12 protein-coding genes are annotated in these 17,188 nt (G+C 43.1%); 5 read left to right on the top strand and 7 right to left on the bottom strand.

Translation table 11 applies throughout. The features are described from left to right. Positions 1-16 precede the first annotated feature (16 nt). A complete protein-coding gene (gene hpnA, locus RMX69_RS02605; RefSeq protein WP_322636441.1) occupies positions 17-1,042 on the bottom strand; it encodes a hopanoid-associated sugar epimerase in 1,026 nt (341 codons plus the stop codon). Continuing rightward, positions 1,042-3,891, bottom strand: a complete 2,850-nt coding sequence (locus tag RMX69_RS02600; RefSeq protein ID WP_322636439.1) for an efflux RND transporter permease subunit — start codon at positions 3,889-3,891, stop codon at positions 1,042-1,044. Before RMX69_RS02600 ends, hpnA begins: the two co-directional genes overlap by 1 nt. Before the next feature lie 120 nt (positions 3,892-4,011). Here RMX69_RS02600 and RMX69_RS02595 point away from each other — a divergent pair, with 120 nt between their 5' ends. Both RMX69_RS02595 and RMX69_RS02590 read left to right on the top strand, forming a co-directional pair. Further along, a complete protein-coding gene (locus RMX69_RS02595) occupies positions 4,012-4,701 on the top strand; it encodes a phosphorylase (RefSeq protein ID WP_322636438.1) in 690 nt (229 codons plus the stop codon). A 456-nt stretch (positions 4,702-5,157) separates the two neighbouring features. Further along, entirely contained in the window at positions 5,158-6,858 is a 1,701-nt protein-coding gene (locus tag RMX69_RS02590) for a bifunctional diguanylate cyclase/phosphodiesterase (RefSeq protein WP_322636436.1), read from the top strand. A gap of 423 nt (positions 6,859-7,281) precedes the next feature. Here the strand turns inward: RMX69_RS02590 and RMX69_RS02585 are convergent, their stop codons facing one another. Further along, positions 7,282-7,932, bottom strand: a complete 651-nt coding sequence (locus RMX69_RS02585) for a LuxR C-terminal-related transcriptional regulator (RefSeq protein ID WP_322636434.1) — start codon at positions 7,930-7,932, stop codon at positions 7,282-7,284. A 111-nt stretch (positions 7,933-8,043) separates the two neighbouring features. On the opposite strand from RMX69_RS02585, the gene RMX69_RS02580 reads away from it, so the two are divergent. The 3 genes from RMX69_RS02580 to RMX69_RS02570 all read left to right on the top strand — a co-directional run bounded on the left by RMX69_RS02580 (position 8,044) and on the right by RMX69_RS02570 (position 10,629). Continuing rightward, the gene (locus tag RMX69_RS02580) at positions 8,044-8,460 is read left to right on the top strand and encodes a DUF6220 domain-containing protein (RefSeq protein WP_322636433.1); all 417 of its coding nucleotides are present in this window, start codon (positions 8,044-8,046) and stop codon (positions 8,458-8,460) included. A 56-nt stretch (positions 8,461-8,516) separates the two neighbouring features. Continuing rightward, entirely contained in the window at positions 8,517-9,350 is an 834-nt protein-coding gene (locus RMX69_RS02575; protein ID WP_322636431.1) for a sulfurtransferase, read from the top strand. 154 nt (positions 9,351-9,504) lie between these two features. After that, positions 9,505-10,629 carry a site-2 protease family protein gene (locus RMX69_RS02570; RefSeq protein WP_322636546.1) on the top strand — a complete coding sequence of 375 codons (1,125 nt, stop codon included), beginning with the start codon at positions 9,505-9,507 and terminating at the stop codon, positions 10,627-10,629. A 234-nt stretch (positions 10,630-10,863) separates the two neighbouring features. Here the strand turns inward: RMX69_RS02570 and RMX69_RS02565 are convergent, their stop codons facing one another. From RMX69_RS02565 to RMX69_RS02550, 4 genes are all read right to left on the bottom strand, one after another. Continuing rightward, on the bottom strand, positions 10,864-11,583 hold the full coding sequence (locus RMX69_RS02565; protein ID WP_322636430.1) for a choice-of-anchor K domain-containing protein: 720 nt from the start codon (positions 11,581-11,583) through the stop codon (positions 10,864-10,866). Positions 11,584-12,093: 510 nt separating this feature from the next. Then, complete coding sequence (locus RMX69_RS02560) at positions 12,094-14,307, bottom strand: tetratricopeptide repeat protein (protein WP_289795173.1); 2,214 nt, start codon at positions 14,305-14,307, stop codon at positions 12,094-12,096. A 266-nt stretch (positions 14,308-14,573) separates the two neighbouring features. Beyond that, positions 14,574-14,753: a photosystem II assembly protein Psb34 gene (gene psb34 / locus RMX69_RS02555; protein WP_289795172.1), complete on the bottom strand. Its 180-nt coding sequence runs from the start codon at positions 14,751-14,753 to the stop codon at positions 14,574-14,576. Between the two features lie 282 nt (positions 14,754-15,035). Then, positions 15,036-17,123, bottom strand: coding sequence for a thiazole synthase (locus tag RMX69_RS02550; RefSeq protein WP_322636429.1), 2,088 nt, complete (start codon positions 17,121-17,123; stop codon positions 15,036-15,038). Positions 17,124-17,188 lie beyond the last annotated feature (65 nt).

Here is a 17,188-nt window from a genome sequence, read left to right as displayed (position 1 = left end):
TTCTCAACCCCAAAATTTATCTATGGGGTCTTAAATTTTGAATTCTGAATTTCCCAGAGGGGTTAACATATCCCTGAGCAACAAACCAATCCACAGCATCTTTGAGTGCGGCATTCAGCGAAGATTGGGGTAGACCCAATTCTCGTACAGCCTTTGAAGCATTGTAATACATAGGTTGTTTCGCCATCCGAACACCATCTAATGGTACTGAGGGCGATTTACCTAGTGGTGCGAGAATTTTTTCATCAACCCAGGCAACACTCAGGGGCAACCAAGCGGGTACTGTTTGTTGAGGTGCGCTAAGACCTGTGATATCGGCGAGTTGTTCGAGTAGTTGCTTGAGACTGAGGTTTTGATGACCTAAGATATAGCGATCGCCAGATTTACCCCGCTGCAAAGCCAGTAAATGCCCCCATGCCACATCCCGCACATCGATAAAATTTAGACCAGTATCTAAGTAAAAGGGCATTTGCCGTTGCAAAAACCGTAAAATTATATCACCCGTCGGGGTAGGTTTGATATCCAACGAGCCAATGGGGCTGCTGGGATTGACAATAACTACCTCCTGACCTGTAGCAACGGCTTGCATGGCTTCTTGTTCAGCCAGAAACTTAGACTTTTTGTAGTTACCCACCAACTTTTCTAAGGGACTCTGATGTGTTTCATCAACGACTTGACCAGATGATCCTACCCCAATCGCTGCCACTGAACTCGTGTATACGGTGCGCTCAATGTTAGCCTTGCGAGCGGCTGCCAACACATTGCGCGTACCCAGGACATTGTGACGGTGGAGTAATTCACGGTCTGTTTGCCAGAGGGAATAATGGGCTGCGACATGAAATAGGTATTGACAACCTGCCATCTGTTGCCAGAGATTTGGATCGTTCAAATCACCTTTGACAATTTCCACATCCAAACCGTGTAGATTCTCCAAATTGCTGCTTGAGCGTACCAGCGCTTTGACAGCATATCCTTCTTGTAGGAGCAATCGTACCAAATGAGCGCCAATAAAACCCGTACCCCCCGTGATAAAAACCTGCATCAACTTCCCCCCTGCTCTCCTGCTCCCCGGTCACTGAGCGAAGCCGAAGTGCTGCTCCTGTTCTTAAACCGAGGAAACCAATCATCCAAGATGGTGTAAACTACGGGCACAACAATCAAACTGAGGATAGTGGAAGTTACTAGTCCACCTGCGATCGCTACAGCCATAGGCGATCGCAATTCCGAACCAGCACCAAAACCTAATGCGATCGGTAGCATCCCTAAAAGTGTAGAGGCAGTGGTCATCATAATTGGTCTAAGGCGCACTGGCCCTGCTCTGAGAATCGCCTCTGTGCGGTCTAAGCCAGATTTGCGGAGTTGGTTGATGTAATCTACTAGCAAGATGGCATTTTTGTTTGCTAGTCCCAACAAAAACACAAAACCAATTAGCGAGATCATGCCAAAGTCACTTTTGGTAAAGAGTAAAGCTAGCATGGCACCGACAATTGACAAGGGCAAAGAAACACCAATAACTAAAGGGTCTATCCAGCTTTTGAACAGCAAAATCAGTACTACGACAATGCACAGTGCTGATAAAAGCAAAGTAGTGCCAAAACTACTAAATACTTCACCTTGGCGGGCAGAATCTCCTCCCAAGTCTAAAGTTACACCAGCAGGTAATACTGCTTTTGCTTCCTCTACTAATTGGTCTGTGGCACTCCCCAAGGACAAATCTTTGCCCAGATTGGCACTGATATAAGCAACTCTTTGATTGTTGAGCCGCTCAATTTGAAAAACTGTGCCCTGCAAATTTGTTTCACTTGTTACGGTCACATCAGCAAATCCCGGTAGTCTTTCGATGCGCTCTTTAATTGCCTTGGCAGCTTTGCTGAGGCTTTGGAGGTTATCGCCTTGTAGTGATGCCTGTAAGGGTTTTTGTCCACCAGTGTCAACAAATTGAATATCTTCCACACTCGTACTCACGCCAGAGAGATTAGGCAAAGACGAGCGTAATTGGTCTTGTACTTCCGCAGTCTGGATGTTGCGATCTTCCTTGAGCTTTACATAAAGCGTACCTTTATTTGGCTCACCCTCACGAGAACCAACAGTAGTAAATACTGTTTCTACTACTGGAGATTTTCTCACCACATCTTCTAATTTCTTGGCAACCTCTAGAGAATCGTTTAAGGGGTTAGGAATTGGTGACTGGAGACTAGGATTTATCCCCTGCTCCCCTGCCCCTCGGTCACTGAGCCTGTCCTGAGCGTAGCCGAAGGGCGTAGTCGTTGGCGTGGTCACTGAGCGTTGAAGTGCAGCCTCTGTCTGCGACACGCTGCGCGAACGTAGAGAAGTGCTGCTCCCCTGCCCCCCTGCTCCACTAGGAATACTCGGCAAAGGTGCGGTATAAGTAATATTGAACTCGCCGCGATCTAATTTAGGAATAAATCCTTTGGGAATTAGTAGACTCAGCGCCATACCTGCAACAAAGCTAAGTATGGCTAATGCAATAACTGTCTTACGGTGGTGTAAAGACCAGTTAAGTAAGTTTCTATAAAATTGGGCAAAATTCACCCAGGTGTTTGCTTTCTGACGGCGTTGGGGATTTGAATTAGCAGGTTTTAACCAGTAGGTAGCTAAAGCTGGTGATAATGTACGAGCAACCAATGTTGAAGCAATCATCGCTGCTGAAACTGTGATCCCAAATGGCTTGAAGAACTGTCCGATGACTCCTCCCATCAAACCAATGGGTAAAAAAACTGCTACAGCAGTAGCAGTGGTGGCGATAACTGTTAAGCCAATTTCATCTGTAGCAGAAAAAGCGGCTTGGCGAGGAGTTTCGCCATCTTCAATGTGCCGCATGATATTTTCGACATCAATGATCGCATCATCAATTACACTACCAATCACCAAAGCTAAAGCCAGCAGGGTGATCGTTTCCAGGTTGAAGCCGAAAATCGCCATAACGATAAACGTCGCCAACAAAGATGTAGGAATCGCTAAGGCAGAGATCAGAGTTGCCCGCCAATTCCACAAAAAAGGAAAAATCACTACGATAGACAATAAGACTGCTTCCAGCAAAGCATCGATTGTTGACTGGGTGGCTTGGCGGATGTATTCTGCTTGGGTGGCAGCTAAGGTGAGTTTGACATCTTTTAGGGTAGAGCGTAGTCTTTGGACTTCTTTTTCAACTCGACTCACGACTTCCAAAGTATTAGCACTACCGCGTTTGATTACCTGAAATGCCAGTGCATCTTGACCGTTAAACCGGACTAATGTCGCCCCACCTTGGGGGAGAGCCGTTGCACTCGCATTCGCTGGATTTACCGGAGGAGTTGCCGTCGCAGCGCCTAGTAGTGAGACTTTTAATACTCCTGGTAATTTAGCGATCGCACTGACAATCTCATCTTGCGCTAACTTCGTCAAATCTTTGAGATTCCGTGTCGGACTCTCTATGGCATAGCTAATGGCGGCTGACTCGTTTAGATTCAGGGGAATAATTTTAGAAGTCGCTCCTTGAGGTAGAGTCAACTGCTTCAGGGCAGTTTCAACCTTTTTAGTCGATGTTTCTAAATTCGTCCCAACGGCAAAAGAAAGGGCAACCGCTGTTTGACTAGGATAGGTTGATGAGCGAATATTCTCCAGTCCTTCTAGAGAGCGGAGGCGTTCTTCTAGGGGTTTGGTGAGCTTTGCTTCTGTATCCAGGGCAGTTGTCAGGGGGGCTGTAGCATTTACAACCACCACTGGAAAGGTAATATCTGGAAACAAAGCATACTTCAGGGAACTGAAAGCTAGAACACCAGCTACCGTTACGGCAATCCAAAAACTCACCGTCAGCCACGAAAATTGAATTGCCAATTTGGAAATATTGAAGAGTTCTCGTGCGGATTTGGAGTTATGAAGCTTTACCATCTTGGAAAATTATCGTGTGGATGACACAATTATTTAGTCATGCTACAGCAATCATCTTCGGTTTGCTAATTTTGGTTACTACATATTGACCGTTAAAATTTAAAACTATCGAGACAGCTAGTGCCTAATTTTTTGCCCATCAACACAATTCTGGTACCTCAAGGAGCAGAATACAAAGCTGTGTGTCACGGATTAAGCGGTATTACTGCCTCCATCCCAAAAGTAGTAGCCATACCTGTTGGGATGAAGCCTTTACTCAAATACCTGCAACAAGGACAATTTCGGACTCCAAAATCCAGAGTGCTGATTATGGGTATATGTGGCAGCTTGAGCGATCGCTATACAGTTGGTGATATTGTGCTGTATCAAAATTGTATTTATCAGGGGAAACAGCAAGAATGCGATCGCACTCTTACAACACAATTGCACTCTTCACTATCAGAAAAAGTATCCTTAGTCAAGTCCCTGACAAGCGATCGCCTAATTTGGTCTGCATCCGAAAAACGTCGTTTAGGTGAGACTTTGGCGGCTGATGTTGTTGATATGGAAGGATTTACCGCTTTAGAATTTTTCAATGCGGCTGGAGTGTCCGTGGCAATGCTGCGAGTAGTTAGCGACGATTGTCAGCATAATATCCCCGATCTCACACCAGCAATTAACTCTGATGGCTCTCTCAATCCTTTGCCGTTAGCGATCGCCATGCTTCGACAACCCTTTGCCGCTACTAGGTTGATTCGAGGTTCATTAACAGCATTAAAGGTGTTAGAGCAAGTTACAAATCTGCTTTTTTCAGGCTTTAGCAATAAATAATCTGTTACGTCTTTACAGCAATTTTTAGATAAATAACCATGCAGTAGAGACACAGTTTTGCTATGCCCTGACAAAATATAGCAATCCTAAATTATTTTTGAAAACATCTCTTTACTTTCTTTGCATTCTCTGCGTCTTTGCCATTAGTTATAAAAATAGTTTTTCACTATTTTTCACTAATAAAATCGAATTTATATATTTTTTTACTCTGACATCACCTGAAGACAAACTAATAAAAATTAACCTGGTGTAGGTATTTATTGTGAGATTATTTATGGATAATTTTTACATAAACTTTATGCTAAACATATCAAAGAGAAACCTAGATTGGGAACCATAATATATAACCTTATCAGGGTTGGGTTCCATGAGAGCTAATTGTACTGAATTGTAAATCACAAATACCCTTTTGCCAGAATAGCTCGGAACTAATTTACCAACTATCGAACAGAATTTATGAAGCTCAATCTATACTCGTTCCTAGCTAGTTTTCCATTACTCAAAAAAAGTTACACCGCTAAGATCATGTTGGTGGCATTTTTGGGTACTCACATACCACTTCTAAGCTTACTCTTGAGTTTCGTTATCTCAAACTCCTATTCCTTAGAGATGACGATCCGAGTTATGCTTATTGCTCTGTTGGCTACTTTAGCGGGTACAGCCGCCACCCTCTACGCAATACACCACCTCCTCAAACCGGTTATTTTTACATCTGCGGCATTGCAAAATTATCTAAACACCAAAACCTTGCCTGAATTGCCCACAGAATTTACTGATGAAGTCGGTACACTGATGGCAGATACCTCACAAACTCTTCACAAATTAGATGAGTTAATTCATTACATCAGTAATTATGACAATATAACTGGATTGCCCAATCGCGATTTATTCCGCGATCGCCTCCATCAGACTCTATCTCAACCTGAAAATAACCAGCGCTTTGTAGCGGTGTTTTTACTAGGTATTGATGATTTCACTGCTATGAGTCATGGTTTGGAGCATGAAACAACAAATTTGTTGTTAAGAGCAGTTGGTCAGAGGTTATCACTTTGTATGACACAAACAGATATTCTTGCCCATTTGAGTGGAGATGAATTTACCATTGCCCGCATAGATATTGTTTCTTTTGAAAGTGTAATTAAGCTATCTCAGATGCTGTTAAGTACCCTGAGTAAACCCTTTTCCATAGAGGGTAACTTGATTCATATCACCGCCAGCATCGGTATCACAATTAATGGAATAAATGAGCATAATAGCGGAGATGAACTTTTGCAACAGGCTCATATAGCACTGTATCAGGCGAAGCGGCAAGGGCGTAGCAAATACCAATTCTATTCACCAGAAATTAATGCTCAGTTGCAGGAGCGAATAACTTTAGAAAATGAATTACATAGAGCGCTTGAGCGCAACGAAATGCTGGTTTATTATCAACCTCTAATTGATTTACACAGCGGACAAATTACAGCTATGGAAGCGTTGGTTCGCTGGCAGCATCCGACATTAGGTTTGGTTTCTCCAACAAAGTTTATTCCCATTGCAGAAGCCAATGGTTTGATCCTACCAATTGGTGAATGGGTCTTGCGAGCTGCTTGTGCCCAAAACCGTGCTTGGCAGCTTGCTGGATTTAACCCAATTCGGATATCTGTAAATCTGTCAGCTCGACAGTTTGAACTACCGAATCTGGTTGAGGTTGTCAGTCAAATTCTTGAGGAGACTGGACTCCAAGTATCTTATTTGGAATTAGAAGTGACAGAAAGCTTCTTGATGGCTGATATGGAGCGATCGGTTAAAACCTTAAAACAATTACGAGAACTGGGTATATGGTTAGCTCTAGATGACTTCGGTACTGGTTATTCTTCCCTTAACTACTTGAAGCGCTTTCCTGTGAATATGCTCAAGATCGATCGCTCATTTGTACAGGATGTCACATCTAATCCTGATAGTGCTGCCGTCACGAATGCGATTATTGCCCTGGCAAAAAGCCTGCGGTTAAACATCACGGCAGAGGGTGTGGAAACCCAAGAACAGCTTGACTACCTGAAAATGCAGGGATGTGATGAAGGTCAGGGTTACTACTTCAGTTGTCCTGTACCCGCTGATATAATTACCCCGATGTTGCAGAAAACTTCTCAGCAGATGGAGAAAATTCCAGCATAAGTGAATGCCTAAGCCAGAAAATACACCCCTGATAACGTTTCACTTGAATTTTGCTAGAAATGGTTATCAGGGGGCAAGTTAAGGAGGCAGCTATATTGGACAAATCCTGATAAATAAATTTAGGCTTCCACCGTGAGCCTTAGCCGAACGGACATTAACAAGGACGCTGTATTTCTTGCGCCTACTTAATAAAATACATATTTTTTTGTTTTTCATAAATAAATTTAGTTGCTCTCAGACCATTTTGCCTCCAGAGAAAATTCTTTTCTAAAACCTCCTACCTGGTTGTTGAGCGACTTGCCCTGACTTGTGCCGAGCGGAGCCGAGGTAGCGTAGTCGAAGGGAGTCGAAACACTGCCCGCTGCCTTTCTTCGATGACATAAGCAGAGAAATCCAGGATTAATAAAGCCAATAAAAAGTTATTTATTTTGAAACTGTGGAAAGCTTTGCAACCATGTGAGCACGAGATGAAACTTCAAGCTTGCGAAACATCCTTTTTAAGGCTTGCTTGACAGAGTTTTCAGTAATCCAAAGTTCAGCACTAATTTCTGCATTGGTTTGTCCTTGAGCCACCAAGGAAGCAATTTGCATTTCTCGAGGCGTTAAACGCTTTGTCTGTAATAGTGGTTGTTGCAATCGCGCCATTGCCACCCAAGTAGAAATATGCAGACAAAGCGCACTCAAATCTGTAAGATTTTGTGAATTAAATGCAGGCATTCCTTGCTGACGTGTCAAACCTACTACACCCACTAACTCACCATTGTTGACAATTGGCCCTGCCATCACGTGCCAGTGATCGGCACGAGGACAAATCAATTTCCATGTCTTAGGTTCTACTACCAAAGCTTCATGAACAGGGGCATGGCGTTCTAGTAAGTAGCGTGCAACTGGATTATGTTGAGGTGATAATGCAATTTGCAGTGCTTTGTCAACTAGAGAAATTTGGGCAAAGAAAAACAGCCCACATCGTGTAGCTGAAAAATACTCACTCATTTCTGCGGATATGTGCGATCGCAAAGTCTGTTCATCTTGAGCTTGAGCAATTCCATGAAATAGAGCTTGTAAGGCAACCATGATTTGCAAAGTGTACTCGTTTGAGGTCTAGGCGCAGTATCGCAACCAGACCTATCTTAGCTTTAGTCACACCAACTCAAATCCTTTGTTTGGTTTTTGGGATGACTTTACATGACTGTAAATTCTGGCATTGATGACACACAGATATCCGGGCGCTGGATGCAAATCAGTTTTTTGATCGCCACAGTGCTTTTCAATCTCTGTTTAATAATCCAAGTATTCAGTGTTGGACTGGCTTACTTTTACAACTCTGATTGGTGGAACCTACATATTTGGCTCGTGCGAGGATATGGCGGACTCTCACTAATTTTGTTGATATGGGTGTTTTTGATTCCCTTTCCTCGAAGAGTCCGAAACCTAACAGCAAGTATGCCAGTGCTACTGGGACTGCAATTTATCACAATTCACTTGCATTATTTGCCTTTAGCAGTATTCCACCCACTCATCGGCTTTTCCTTATTCTCTATTTCCACAACCCTAGTGCATCGGACATCGCACATCGTATTTCCCAACCACAACCAAGACTAAATCGTTCAGAAAACACAAGTTTCAATTCTTTTCGCCCTATTACAGGAGAAATACAAGTGACTCAATACGCCGATCCATCTGTTCTCGTTGATACCCAGTGGCTTGCAAATCATCTCAACGATCCAAACATCCGCATTATTGAAGTGGATATCAGCCCAAAGCCATACAAAAATGCTCACATACCTGGTGCTGTCTTCTGGAACTTCGTTAGAGATTTACTATTGCCGGATTTGAAGGTGAATTGGGATGCGATCGCTTTTGAAAGGCTGATGGCACGTTCAGGCATCACCAATGACACCACAGTGATTGCTTATGGCAGCTATCCGGGAACGGGAGCCTGGATTTTCTGGTTGTTGAAAGTCTTTGGACATGAGAAGGTACGAGTTCTCAATGGCGGCTACCAAAAATGGAAATCAGAAGGCCGTCCACTAGCAACTGAATTATCTACGTTTGCTTCCACTAATTACTGTACCAAAGGTATTGATGCTCATCTGCGAGTATTACACAATGAAGTTCAGGCATCGATAGGTAGAAGCGATAGGGTGTTGTTAGATGTCCGAACACTGCAAGAATACTCTGGTGAGTGGTTTTTCGATCGGCCACCAAAAGCAGGCGAACGTACTGGACATATTCCCGGTGCAGTGCATCTTGAGCATATTTTAACTCTCAATAAGGATGGAACTTTTAAATCATTCAACAAATTGAAAAATCTTTATGAGAGTAAAGGCATTACGACTGATAAGGAAGTGTTCCCCTACTGTGCCATCGGTGGGCGTTCTGGATATACCTGGTTTGTCTTAAAGTATTTATTGGGCTATCCGAATGTTCGCAATTATGATGGCTCTTGGAATGAGTGGAGTCGCTTGCCTGATGTAGCGATCGAGAGGTAGTGAGAGTTATTGGACAATATTCCTAATAACCGCACCTTTACAGACGGACACCACTACCGCCATCAAGATTAAAATCTCTTAACCTTTCGTTACACTAGAGACATCGAGAAGGACGAAAACAAACCTCTCGAAGCTGAAATCAAAGGTGAACGACATGAATGGCACAATTCGCGTTGGTAATCTCTTCGGAATTCCCTTCTATATCCATCCGTCATGGTTTTTAGTTCTGGGCTTGGTAACTTGGAGCTATAGCAGTGGACTGGCGGCGCAATTTCCCCAATTGTCAGCGGGATTAGCTTTGCTACTAGGATTGATGACAGCGCTGATGTTATTTGCCTCTGTCGTCGCCCATGAATTAGGCCACAGTTTTGTTGCGATTGGTCAGGGAATTGATGTCAAATCCATCACACTGTTTATATTTGGCGGTTTGGCGAGCTTAGAAAAAGAGTCGAAAACCCCAGGTGAGGCTTTCTGGGTAGCGATCGCCGGGCCAATGGTAAGCTTACTACTCTGCGGCATCGTTACAGCGATTGGTGTTACTACATCTGCATCAGGGCCGTTAGCAGCAATTCTTGGTGTTCTAGCTTCTGTTAACTTGGCATTAGCCCTGTTTAACCTGATTCCTGGCTTGCCCTTAGATGGCGGAAATATACTGAAAGCTCTTGTTTGGAAAATTACAGGTAATCCTTATAAAGGTGTAACCTTTGCGAGTCGAGTTGGGCAAATCTTTGGTTGGGTAGCAATTCTTTCTGGTGTAGTTCCTCTACTATTATTTGGCAACGCCGGTAACTTCTGGAATTTGTTAATTGGCTTCTTCTTGTTGCAAAATGCTGGTAATTCGGCTCAATTTGCCAGAGTCCAGGAAAAACTCACAGGTTTGACAGCCGAAGATGCTGTAACTCATGACAGCCCGATTGTATCTGCTAATCTTACTCTCAGAGAGTTTGCCGATGAGCGAGTCATAAGTGGACAAAACTGGCATCGGTTCTTAGTGACTGATGATGATGGACAATTAGTAGGTGCGATCGCAGTTGATAATTTAAGAACCATCCCTACAGCACTGTGGTCAGAAACTCAAGTTAAACAAGTCATGCGACCAATTACTGAATCTACCACAGTCCAATCAGATCAACCTCTGCTAGAAGTCATGCAGTTACTCGAACAAAAAAAACTATCTGTGCTTCCCGTGATTCGTGAGAATGGCGTTCTAGTTGGAATCTTAGAAAAAGCTGCAATTATCCAGCTACTTCAAAGCCGAACCCAACCTAACCCTGCATAAAGACGCAATTCATCGCATCTATCAAAAAACCATAAACCCTTGTAGAGACGCGATAAATCGCGTCTCTACATTTTTTTTATCACCCAAATTTTTGATTGCATGAAAAAAATCCGTACAATTCAAAGAGCCTTCTTGAGCGTTGCCTCTTATCTGTCCCCGTAAATAAATTCAAAAATCAAATCGGATTGTTATGTAGCACTCCTATTTAATTTTTGAACAAGACTCAGTATATATCTATTCCCTATTCCCTGTATTTTTTTTCCAAGAATTTTTACGAGATATCAGGTATATCCCTAGCAAGGATAGACTCAACACTGATGCAGGTTCGGGTATAGTTTTGATTTTGGCATAAATAGCTGTTGTAGTTGTAGCTTCTTCGAGAGCCTTAATACTTATCTGGCGACGGTCTGGATTAAAACCGATTAACTCAAGGGTATATTTATTACTTCCAAAGCTGAAACTGCGATTACTCAAATTTGTGTCTAAAAATACTAAGTCTGCACTCTTTTCAGGATCTTTTGGGTCGTTAAGTGTATTTACTAAACGCAAGTTGAAGTCAAAAACTTGGCTGGTTCCCACAGGAGGGCTGAAAGATACATTGAGATTTAAAGGTACAAATCCAACGCCTGAATCAGTGCGTATCTTTCCATTGAAGTAAGTCAAATCAGCTATTTTGAATACAGAGTTAATGTCCGCAGAAAATGAAGTTCCATTAAAGGTTAGTTTATTTGGAAATTTTGGCGGCAAATCAGCTTGACCCCAAGTAAATGTGTTACTTCCCACACCTGTATATATGGGATTAGTATCGCTGATTCCTGGAGTAGGATTTCCCCATGTCGCACTAGAGATGCCAGAAAAAGTTAGAGCTTGTGCTTGACCAGAGAAACCAAATCCTGTGGTCGAACTCACAAAAAAACTAGATATAGCAGTAGCCAAAACAAAACTTAGTTTCATAATTCTAGGTTTTAACGTTCATTCTGGAGCTTATTTCAAGTAAGTATTCAGTCTACCTTAGTAAAATTACGGAAAATATGCCAATGTCTTCTTGTATTTTTTATAAAATCTTTATGTTTATTTCAAAATAATTTAATGAATAATTTATATTTATGAAGTTAAAATTATTGACTGTCAAAATATATTTCACTAGTTTGTAATTAGTAAAACAGTAAACCTATTGCAAAATTTCCCTAACACGCTACCTTCCGGCAAGAGTGGAGACTTTGACGTAAGTCAAAGGCGGAGTGGGGTTCTTTTTTGGATTTATGCAATAAGTCTAGTAATTGCGTAGGCGTAGCCCGCACTTCTCTACGAGACACAACACGAACGGCATGGTTCGACTCCGCTCACCAGCCGCTCAGTGACCATCGTAAACATCGTTACCTTACTTGACTTACCAATAAATTGTCAAGCTGATATGAAGTTACAGTTTTTTGACATTCTCCAGACTATGGGGAGAAATGGGATTCACAATTTTGACAAAATCTCTGGTAACAACTGGCTTGGAACTTTAGATAAAGCCAGATTTTGTCCTTGTATCCCCAACTCATTATGAAAAGCACGAATAGTTTTCACCACATAAGCAAAGGTTGTTTGATAAGCCTCTAGTTGTTTACTTAATCCGTTTAAGGCTTGCAAATGGTTATCTAATGCCACTTCTAAGTGTTGAGAGCGTGTTGCTTTGTCGCCATTAAAAGACTTATCTATTACTAGCTGATAATGTGCTAATCCTAGGTTATTGTGAGAGGCAAGCAAATCAAAACTTAAAGAAGTACCGCTAAGTGAGTTAGCCAAAGCTATAGCTTCTTCGTAAGCGCTGATACATAGTTGCAGATACTTTTGCCGTGCCTCTTTAGTAGTCTCAGATAGGTTTGCTAGATGCCAGTAAGCAGTACCCAGATTATTTTGTGTAGCGGCGCAAGCACTGGGAACATTAGCTGGAGTGCGATACTTGAGAGCTTCGCTATAAACATCTATAGCTAGCTGGAGATTTTGGGCAGGTTGTTCGTATTGTGCCAGATTCCAACACGCAGTACCGATATTGTTTTGAATCATCCCATACTTCAGCGGTTCCTCTTCAGGGTTGTAGTGTATAAGTGCTTCATTGTAAGCTGCGATCGCTTTCTTTAAATGCACAATCGGTTGGTTGTATTGCCCTAAATGCCAGTAGGCAGTACCCAAATTATTTTGGCAAGCCGCATACTTTAATGAATCCATATCCGCTGTACGGTAGCTGAGTGCTTCACTGTAAGCGAAAATTGCTTGTTGCCAATTTTCCGATGGGTGAGAGAAACGAGCTAAATCACCATAGGCTGTCCCCAAATTATTTTGCACACGAGCGTAAGTTTCCGAATGTGTCTGGGGCGAAATTATCTTTAACGCCAACTGATAAAATTCTATTGCCTGCTCTATATAAGTTTGTCCCTCCTCAGAATTGGGTGGTGTGCGGTATAGCATCCAGTAGAGTGTACCCAAATCATTCAAGATATCTGGGAGTTGCGGTGAGCTTTCGTCATAGCTAATTGCCTCCTGATAGGCAATAATTGCCACCATCAGGTTTTCTAAAGTCGCCTCTCCTTGCTCAATGCGAAGACGGTATAAAGTACCCAAGCGATGATAAGCCTTTGCCAGTATCTCCTCTGAAACAAGATTTTCGTGTAATTCTTCAATCTCCAATAAAATCTGCTGTGGTTGTAAGGAATCCTCTGTATTTCTAGCAATACTTGTATTAATTGTTGCTATTACTAGCTCCGTTAACTCACTGCTAATATAAGATAAAGATGACAGCGATTGATTATTACTCCCACTACCAGACCGATTTGTAGATTCCTGTTGTTGTGGCGTAGCCTTCAATAAATCTGCTGTTGATGGTGAAACTTCCTCAGTTTTGTGTACGCGATTCCCTTGTACCTCTACTGGGAAATCAGAATTATTCTCAAATTTGAATTCAGTGGCTGCGGTTCTGAGTTCTGCTTGGTTAGCTGATTCATCTAGAATTGACTGCTCAATATTCCCTAAATCTAAGCTTCCAGAACGTGAAAAACGTTCTGGATAGGCCAAATTCTGAGTTGCTGGTGTGGGTTCTCCAGCAAACACAAATACGCCAGTACGACAACGCCAAAACTGTGGTGCTGATTGCTTGATAGCCGATAACCAAGGACGCGGTATCCACAAAAGCAAATTAGATTCTAGAAATCGGCTGGATTCTTGTGTAGAGAAATATTGTTCGCTTAAGCGGAGATAGTGCAAAAATAACCGCTGTGTCGCCACTGGTTGCTTAGTGAGATGCTCCACGCCGACAATCTGAAATGCTGGTACTGGAAAAGGTCTTCCAGGAGTATCTTTTGATGCCCCAACTATTGGCGGTGGGTAGTTAGTCAACCATTGATTAATCTGGATTATGGGATTGGGATCGTTTAAATTCAAACGCAACGTGACTAATCGCGGATAAGCTGGAGTGCTATTTTCCTGAGCATTTGATGATTGATATAGCACCTGTCCAACAGGATAAGCCAATGTAGAATGCAAACGGGCTGCCACCTGATTTCTTAGGTATAAATCATCACAAACTGCCAAAAGAATTTGTCGTCGTAAGCCAAGACTTAAGGCAAGTTTCAGGCGGTGGTATACTTGCCGATTCCAAGTAGAATTATTGTTGTGTGCAGTATCATTCACGCTCATAGCGGCTAAAGAGCCAAAACACAGTACATATCACCTTTTTGGGTGCATTCAAGTGGGCTAAAGTCATAATAAAAATGATTTTTAATAAGTAGATGTTGTGCTGCTCAAGATATATTGAGCCTTCAATTATAGTAAGAACAATAAAGTATAATTATATACTTTCATTCCTAGTTCAATTTTAACAAAAAATAAAAAAGCAGGCCCCTCTTAAAATCGGAACCTGAAAAACTATAAAAAAGATGAAGTTTTCTTAAAATGTTTTACGATCAACTGCTCTTAGAAACAAAGAAGGCGACTAGAATCAAGCCGACAACCAAAGCTGTAGCGGCAATTCCTAGTAGGATGTAAGTTCGCTTTTGCCCTTCTGTGGGAGGTTCTGCTTGATAAACCTTTGGTTCCCGGGCAAAATTATTTAGAAGACCGCCTTCTTCATTGGTATAGGGCATGAATAAATTCCTTTATCTTTATCGTTAATTTAATGTTACATAAATGCTAAATCTGGTCTTAAACTGCTAGATAAATCGTTACATTTTGGATTTAAAAGAGGCAGAGGGGCACAGGGGAAAAACTTACTGCAACTTCTCCTCGGTAACATAACGTAGCTGTTGGCGCAGCCTCTTGTAGAGAAGTGCTACTCCTCTGCTCCCTGGTCACTGAGCGTAGCCGTTGGCGAAGCCTCTCGTAGAGAAGTGCTACCCCTCTGCTCCCCTGCCTCTTGTCCTCATTCTTTAACTAGTAATCGTCCCAGTTAGAGGTGAACTAGGACTGGCGTAATCTTTAATAGGCATTCTGCCAGCAAGGTATGCTAGACGACCGGCAACTGCTGCCAAATTCATGGCACGAGCCATTGCTGCTGGTTTTGGAGAAAGAGCGATCGCACTATTAATCAACAAAGCATCTGCTCCCAATTCCATTGCCTGGGCGGCTTCTGAGGGCGAACCAATACCAGCATCTACTACCACTGGCACACCTGCATTTTCAATGATAATTTGGATATTGGCAGTTGTTTTCAGTCCTTGTCCAGAACCAATGGGTGATGCCAAAGGCATGACTGTAGCACAGCCTACTTCTTCTAAACGCTTGGCTAACATAGGATCGGCGTTGATATAGGGCAATACTGCAAAGCCTTCTTTAACTAGTTGTTCTGCTGCTTGCAGTGTCCCAATTGGATCTGGGAGTAAATACTTAAGGTCAGGTATTACTTCTAACTTTATAAAGTTATTATCTTCTTGCCCCAACAATTTCGCCATTTCTCGCCCTAAACGCGCCACCCGAATCGCCTCTTCGGCAGTTTGACAACCTGCTGTATTGGGTAACATCCAGATTTTCGTCCAATCCAAGGCTTCCGCTAAACCTTCATGTCCCGGAGCCTTGGTTTGTACCCGTCGGACTGCCACGGTGACAATTTGGCAATCGCTGGCGGCGATGCTTTGCTGCATTTCCTCAATGCTGCGATACTTACCAGTTCCCGTCATCAAGCGGGATTGGAAGGTTTTGCCAGCGATAATCAGTGGGGAGTCTTGAGTGGGAAGTGGGGATATAGCAGAGTGATGTCCGTTAGAGAAATTGGCAGAGTGAGTCAGCATTGGGGTGGAGGTAGATGACTGGGACTGGAAGCGCGAATAGTGAAAATCAGCAAGTAGGGGGTCAGATTTTTGTTCTAAGATTAAATCGGCAATCAAAGCGGCGGTTACGGGCGCAAGTAGAATTCCATTGCGGTAATGACCCGTAGCAAAGGTTAAATTTTGACAGTGGCTAGTGCCAAGAATGGGTAATTCATCAGGGGTGATTGGGCGAAATCCCCACCAAAATTCCTGGATGGGATAATGCTTTAATTGGGGATACAGGCGGATGGCAGCTTGTAGTAATTTTTGAATTCCTTCTGGGGTGTTGTTGGGGATAAAGCCAACGTCTTCACTGGTTGCGCCAATAACCAGGCGATCGCGTCTTGGTACGATGTAAATATCCTGCCCAAACAAAACCCGCTTCAAAGGCAATTCCGGCGAAACTTCTGGTATCCGCACACTCAGCATTTGTCCTTTTCTAGGTAGCACAGGTAGCGGTAACAATTCATTTGACCAAGCACCTGAAGCTAAAACATAGTGTGCGGCGCGAATTATTCCAGCATTGGTTTGCACCCCAACCACTTGTCCTTGCTGCTGTAAAAATCCTTCTACCGTAATACCATCTTTGAGTTCAACACCAACAAACTCAGCCGCCGTCCGCAATACATGAGCTAGAGCTTTATTATCAACTTGTGCGTCTTCAGGATACCACCAGCCACCAACTACCTCGGCTCCCAATCCTGGCTGATATTGATGAATTGCCTCTTTATTTAACCAGTAACAGGGGGATGAAGGAGATGAGGAGGAAAGACTTTCCCCTCTGCCCCCCTGCTCCCCTGCTCCCTGGTCACTGAGCGTAGCCGTTGGCGAAGCCTCTCGTAGAGAAGTGCTGCCCCCCCGGTTACTGAGCGTAGTCGTTGGCGCAGCCTCTCGTAGAGAAGTATGCTCCCCTGCCTCTTCAAAAACAGGTGCAAGGATACCACAGGCACGGTAGCCAGTATTTAAGCCGGTCAGTTCTTCTAATTTGCGCGTCCAGTCGGGATATAAGGCACGCGATCGCCAACACAAGGAACGCATTGCCTCATTAGCAATGTTTTCCGCATCTGGTGCCAACATCCCGGCGGCGGCGTGGGTAGCGGCAGCCTGGAAGTCACGACAAAGCACGGTGACGTTTGTCCCGCGCAATTTTAGTTCAATGGCGATCGCTAAACCAATAACGCCGCCACCAATAATCACAGTCTCACTAATCATTAGTCATTAGTCATTAGTCATCTGTCATTAGCCATTTATCATTAGTACATAACTAATAACTCATA

The organism is Nostoc sp. EspVER01 (assembly GCF_034530635.1).
GTDB lineage: Bacteria > Cyanobacteriota > Cyanobacteriia > Cyanobacteriales > Nostocaceae > Nostoc.
Note: the sequence above shows the minus strand (reverse complement) of the source record. Positions and strands in the feature narration are given on the sequence as shown.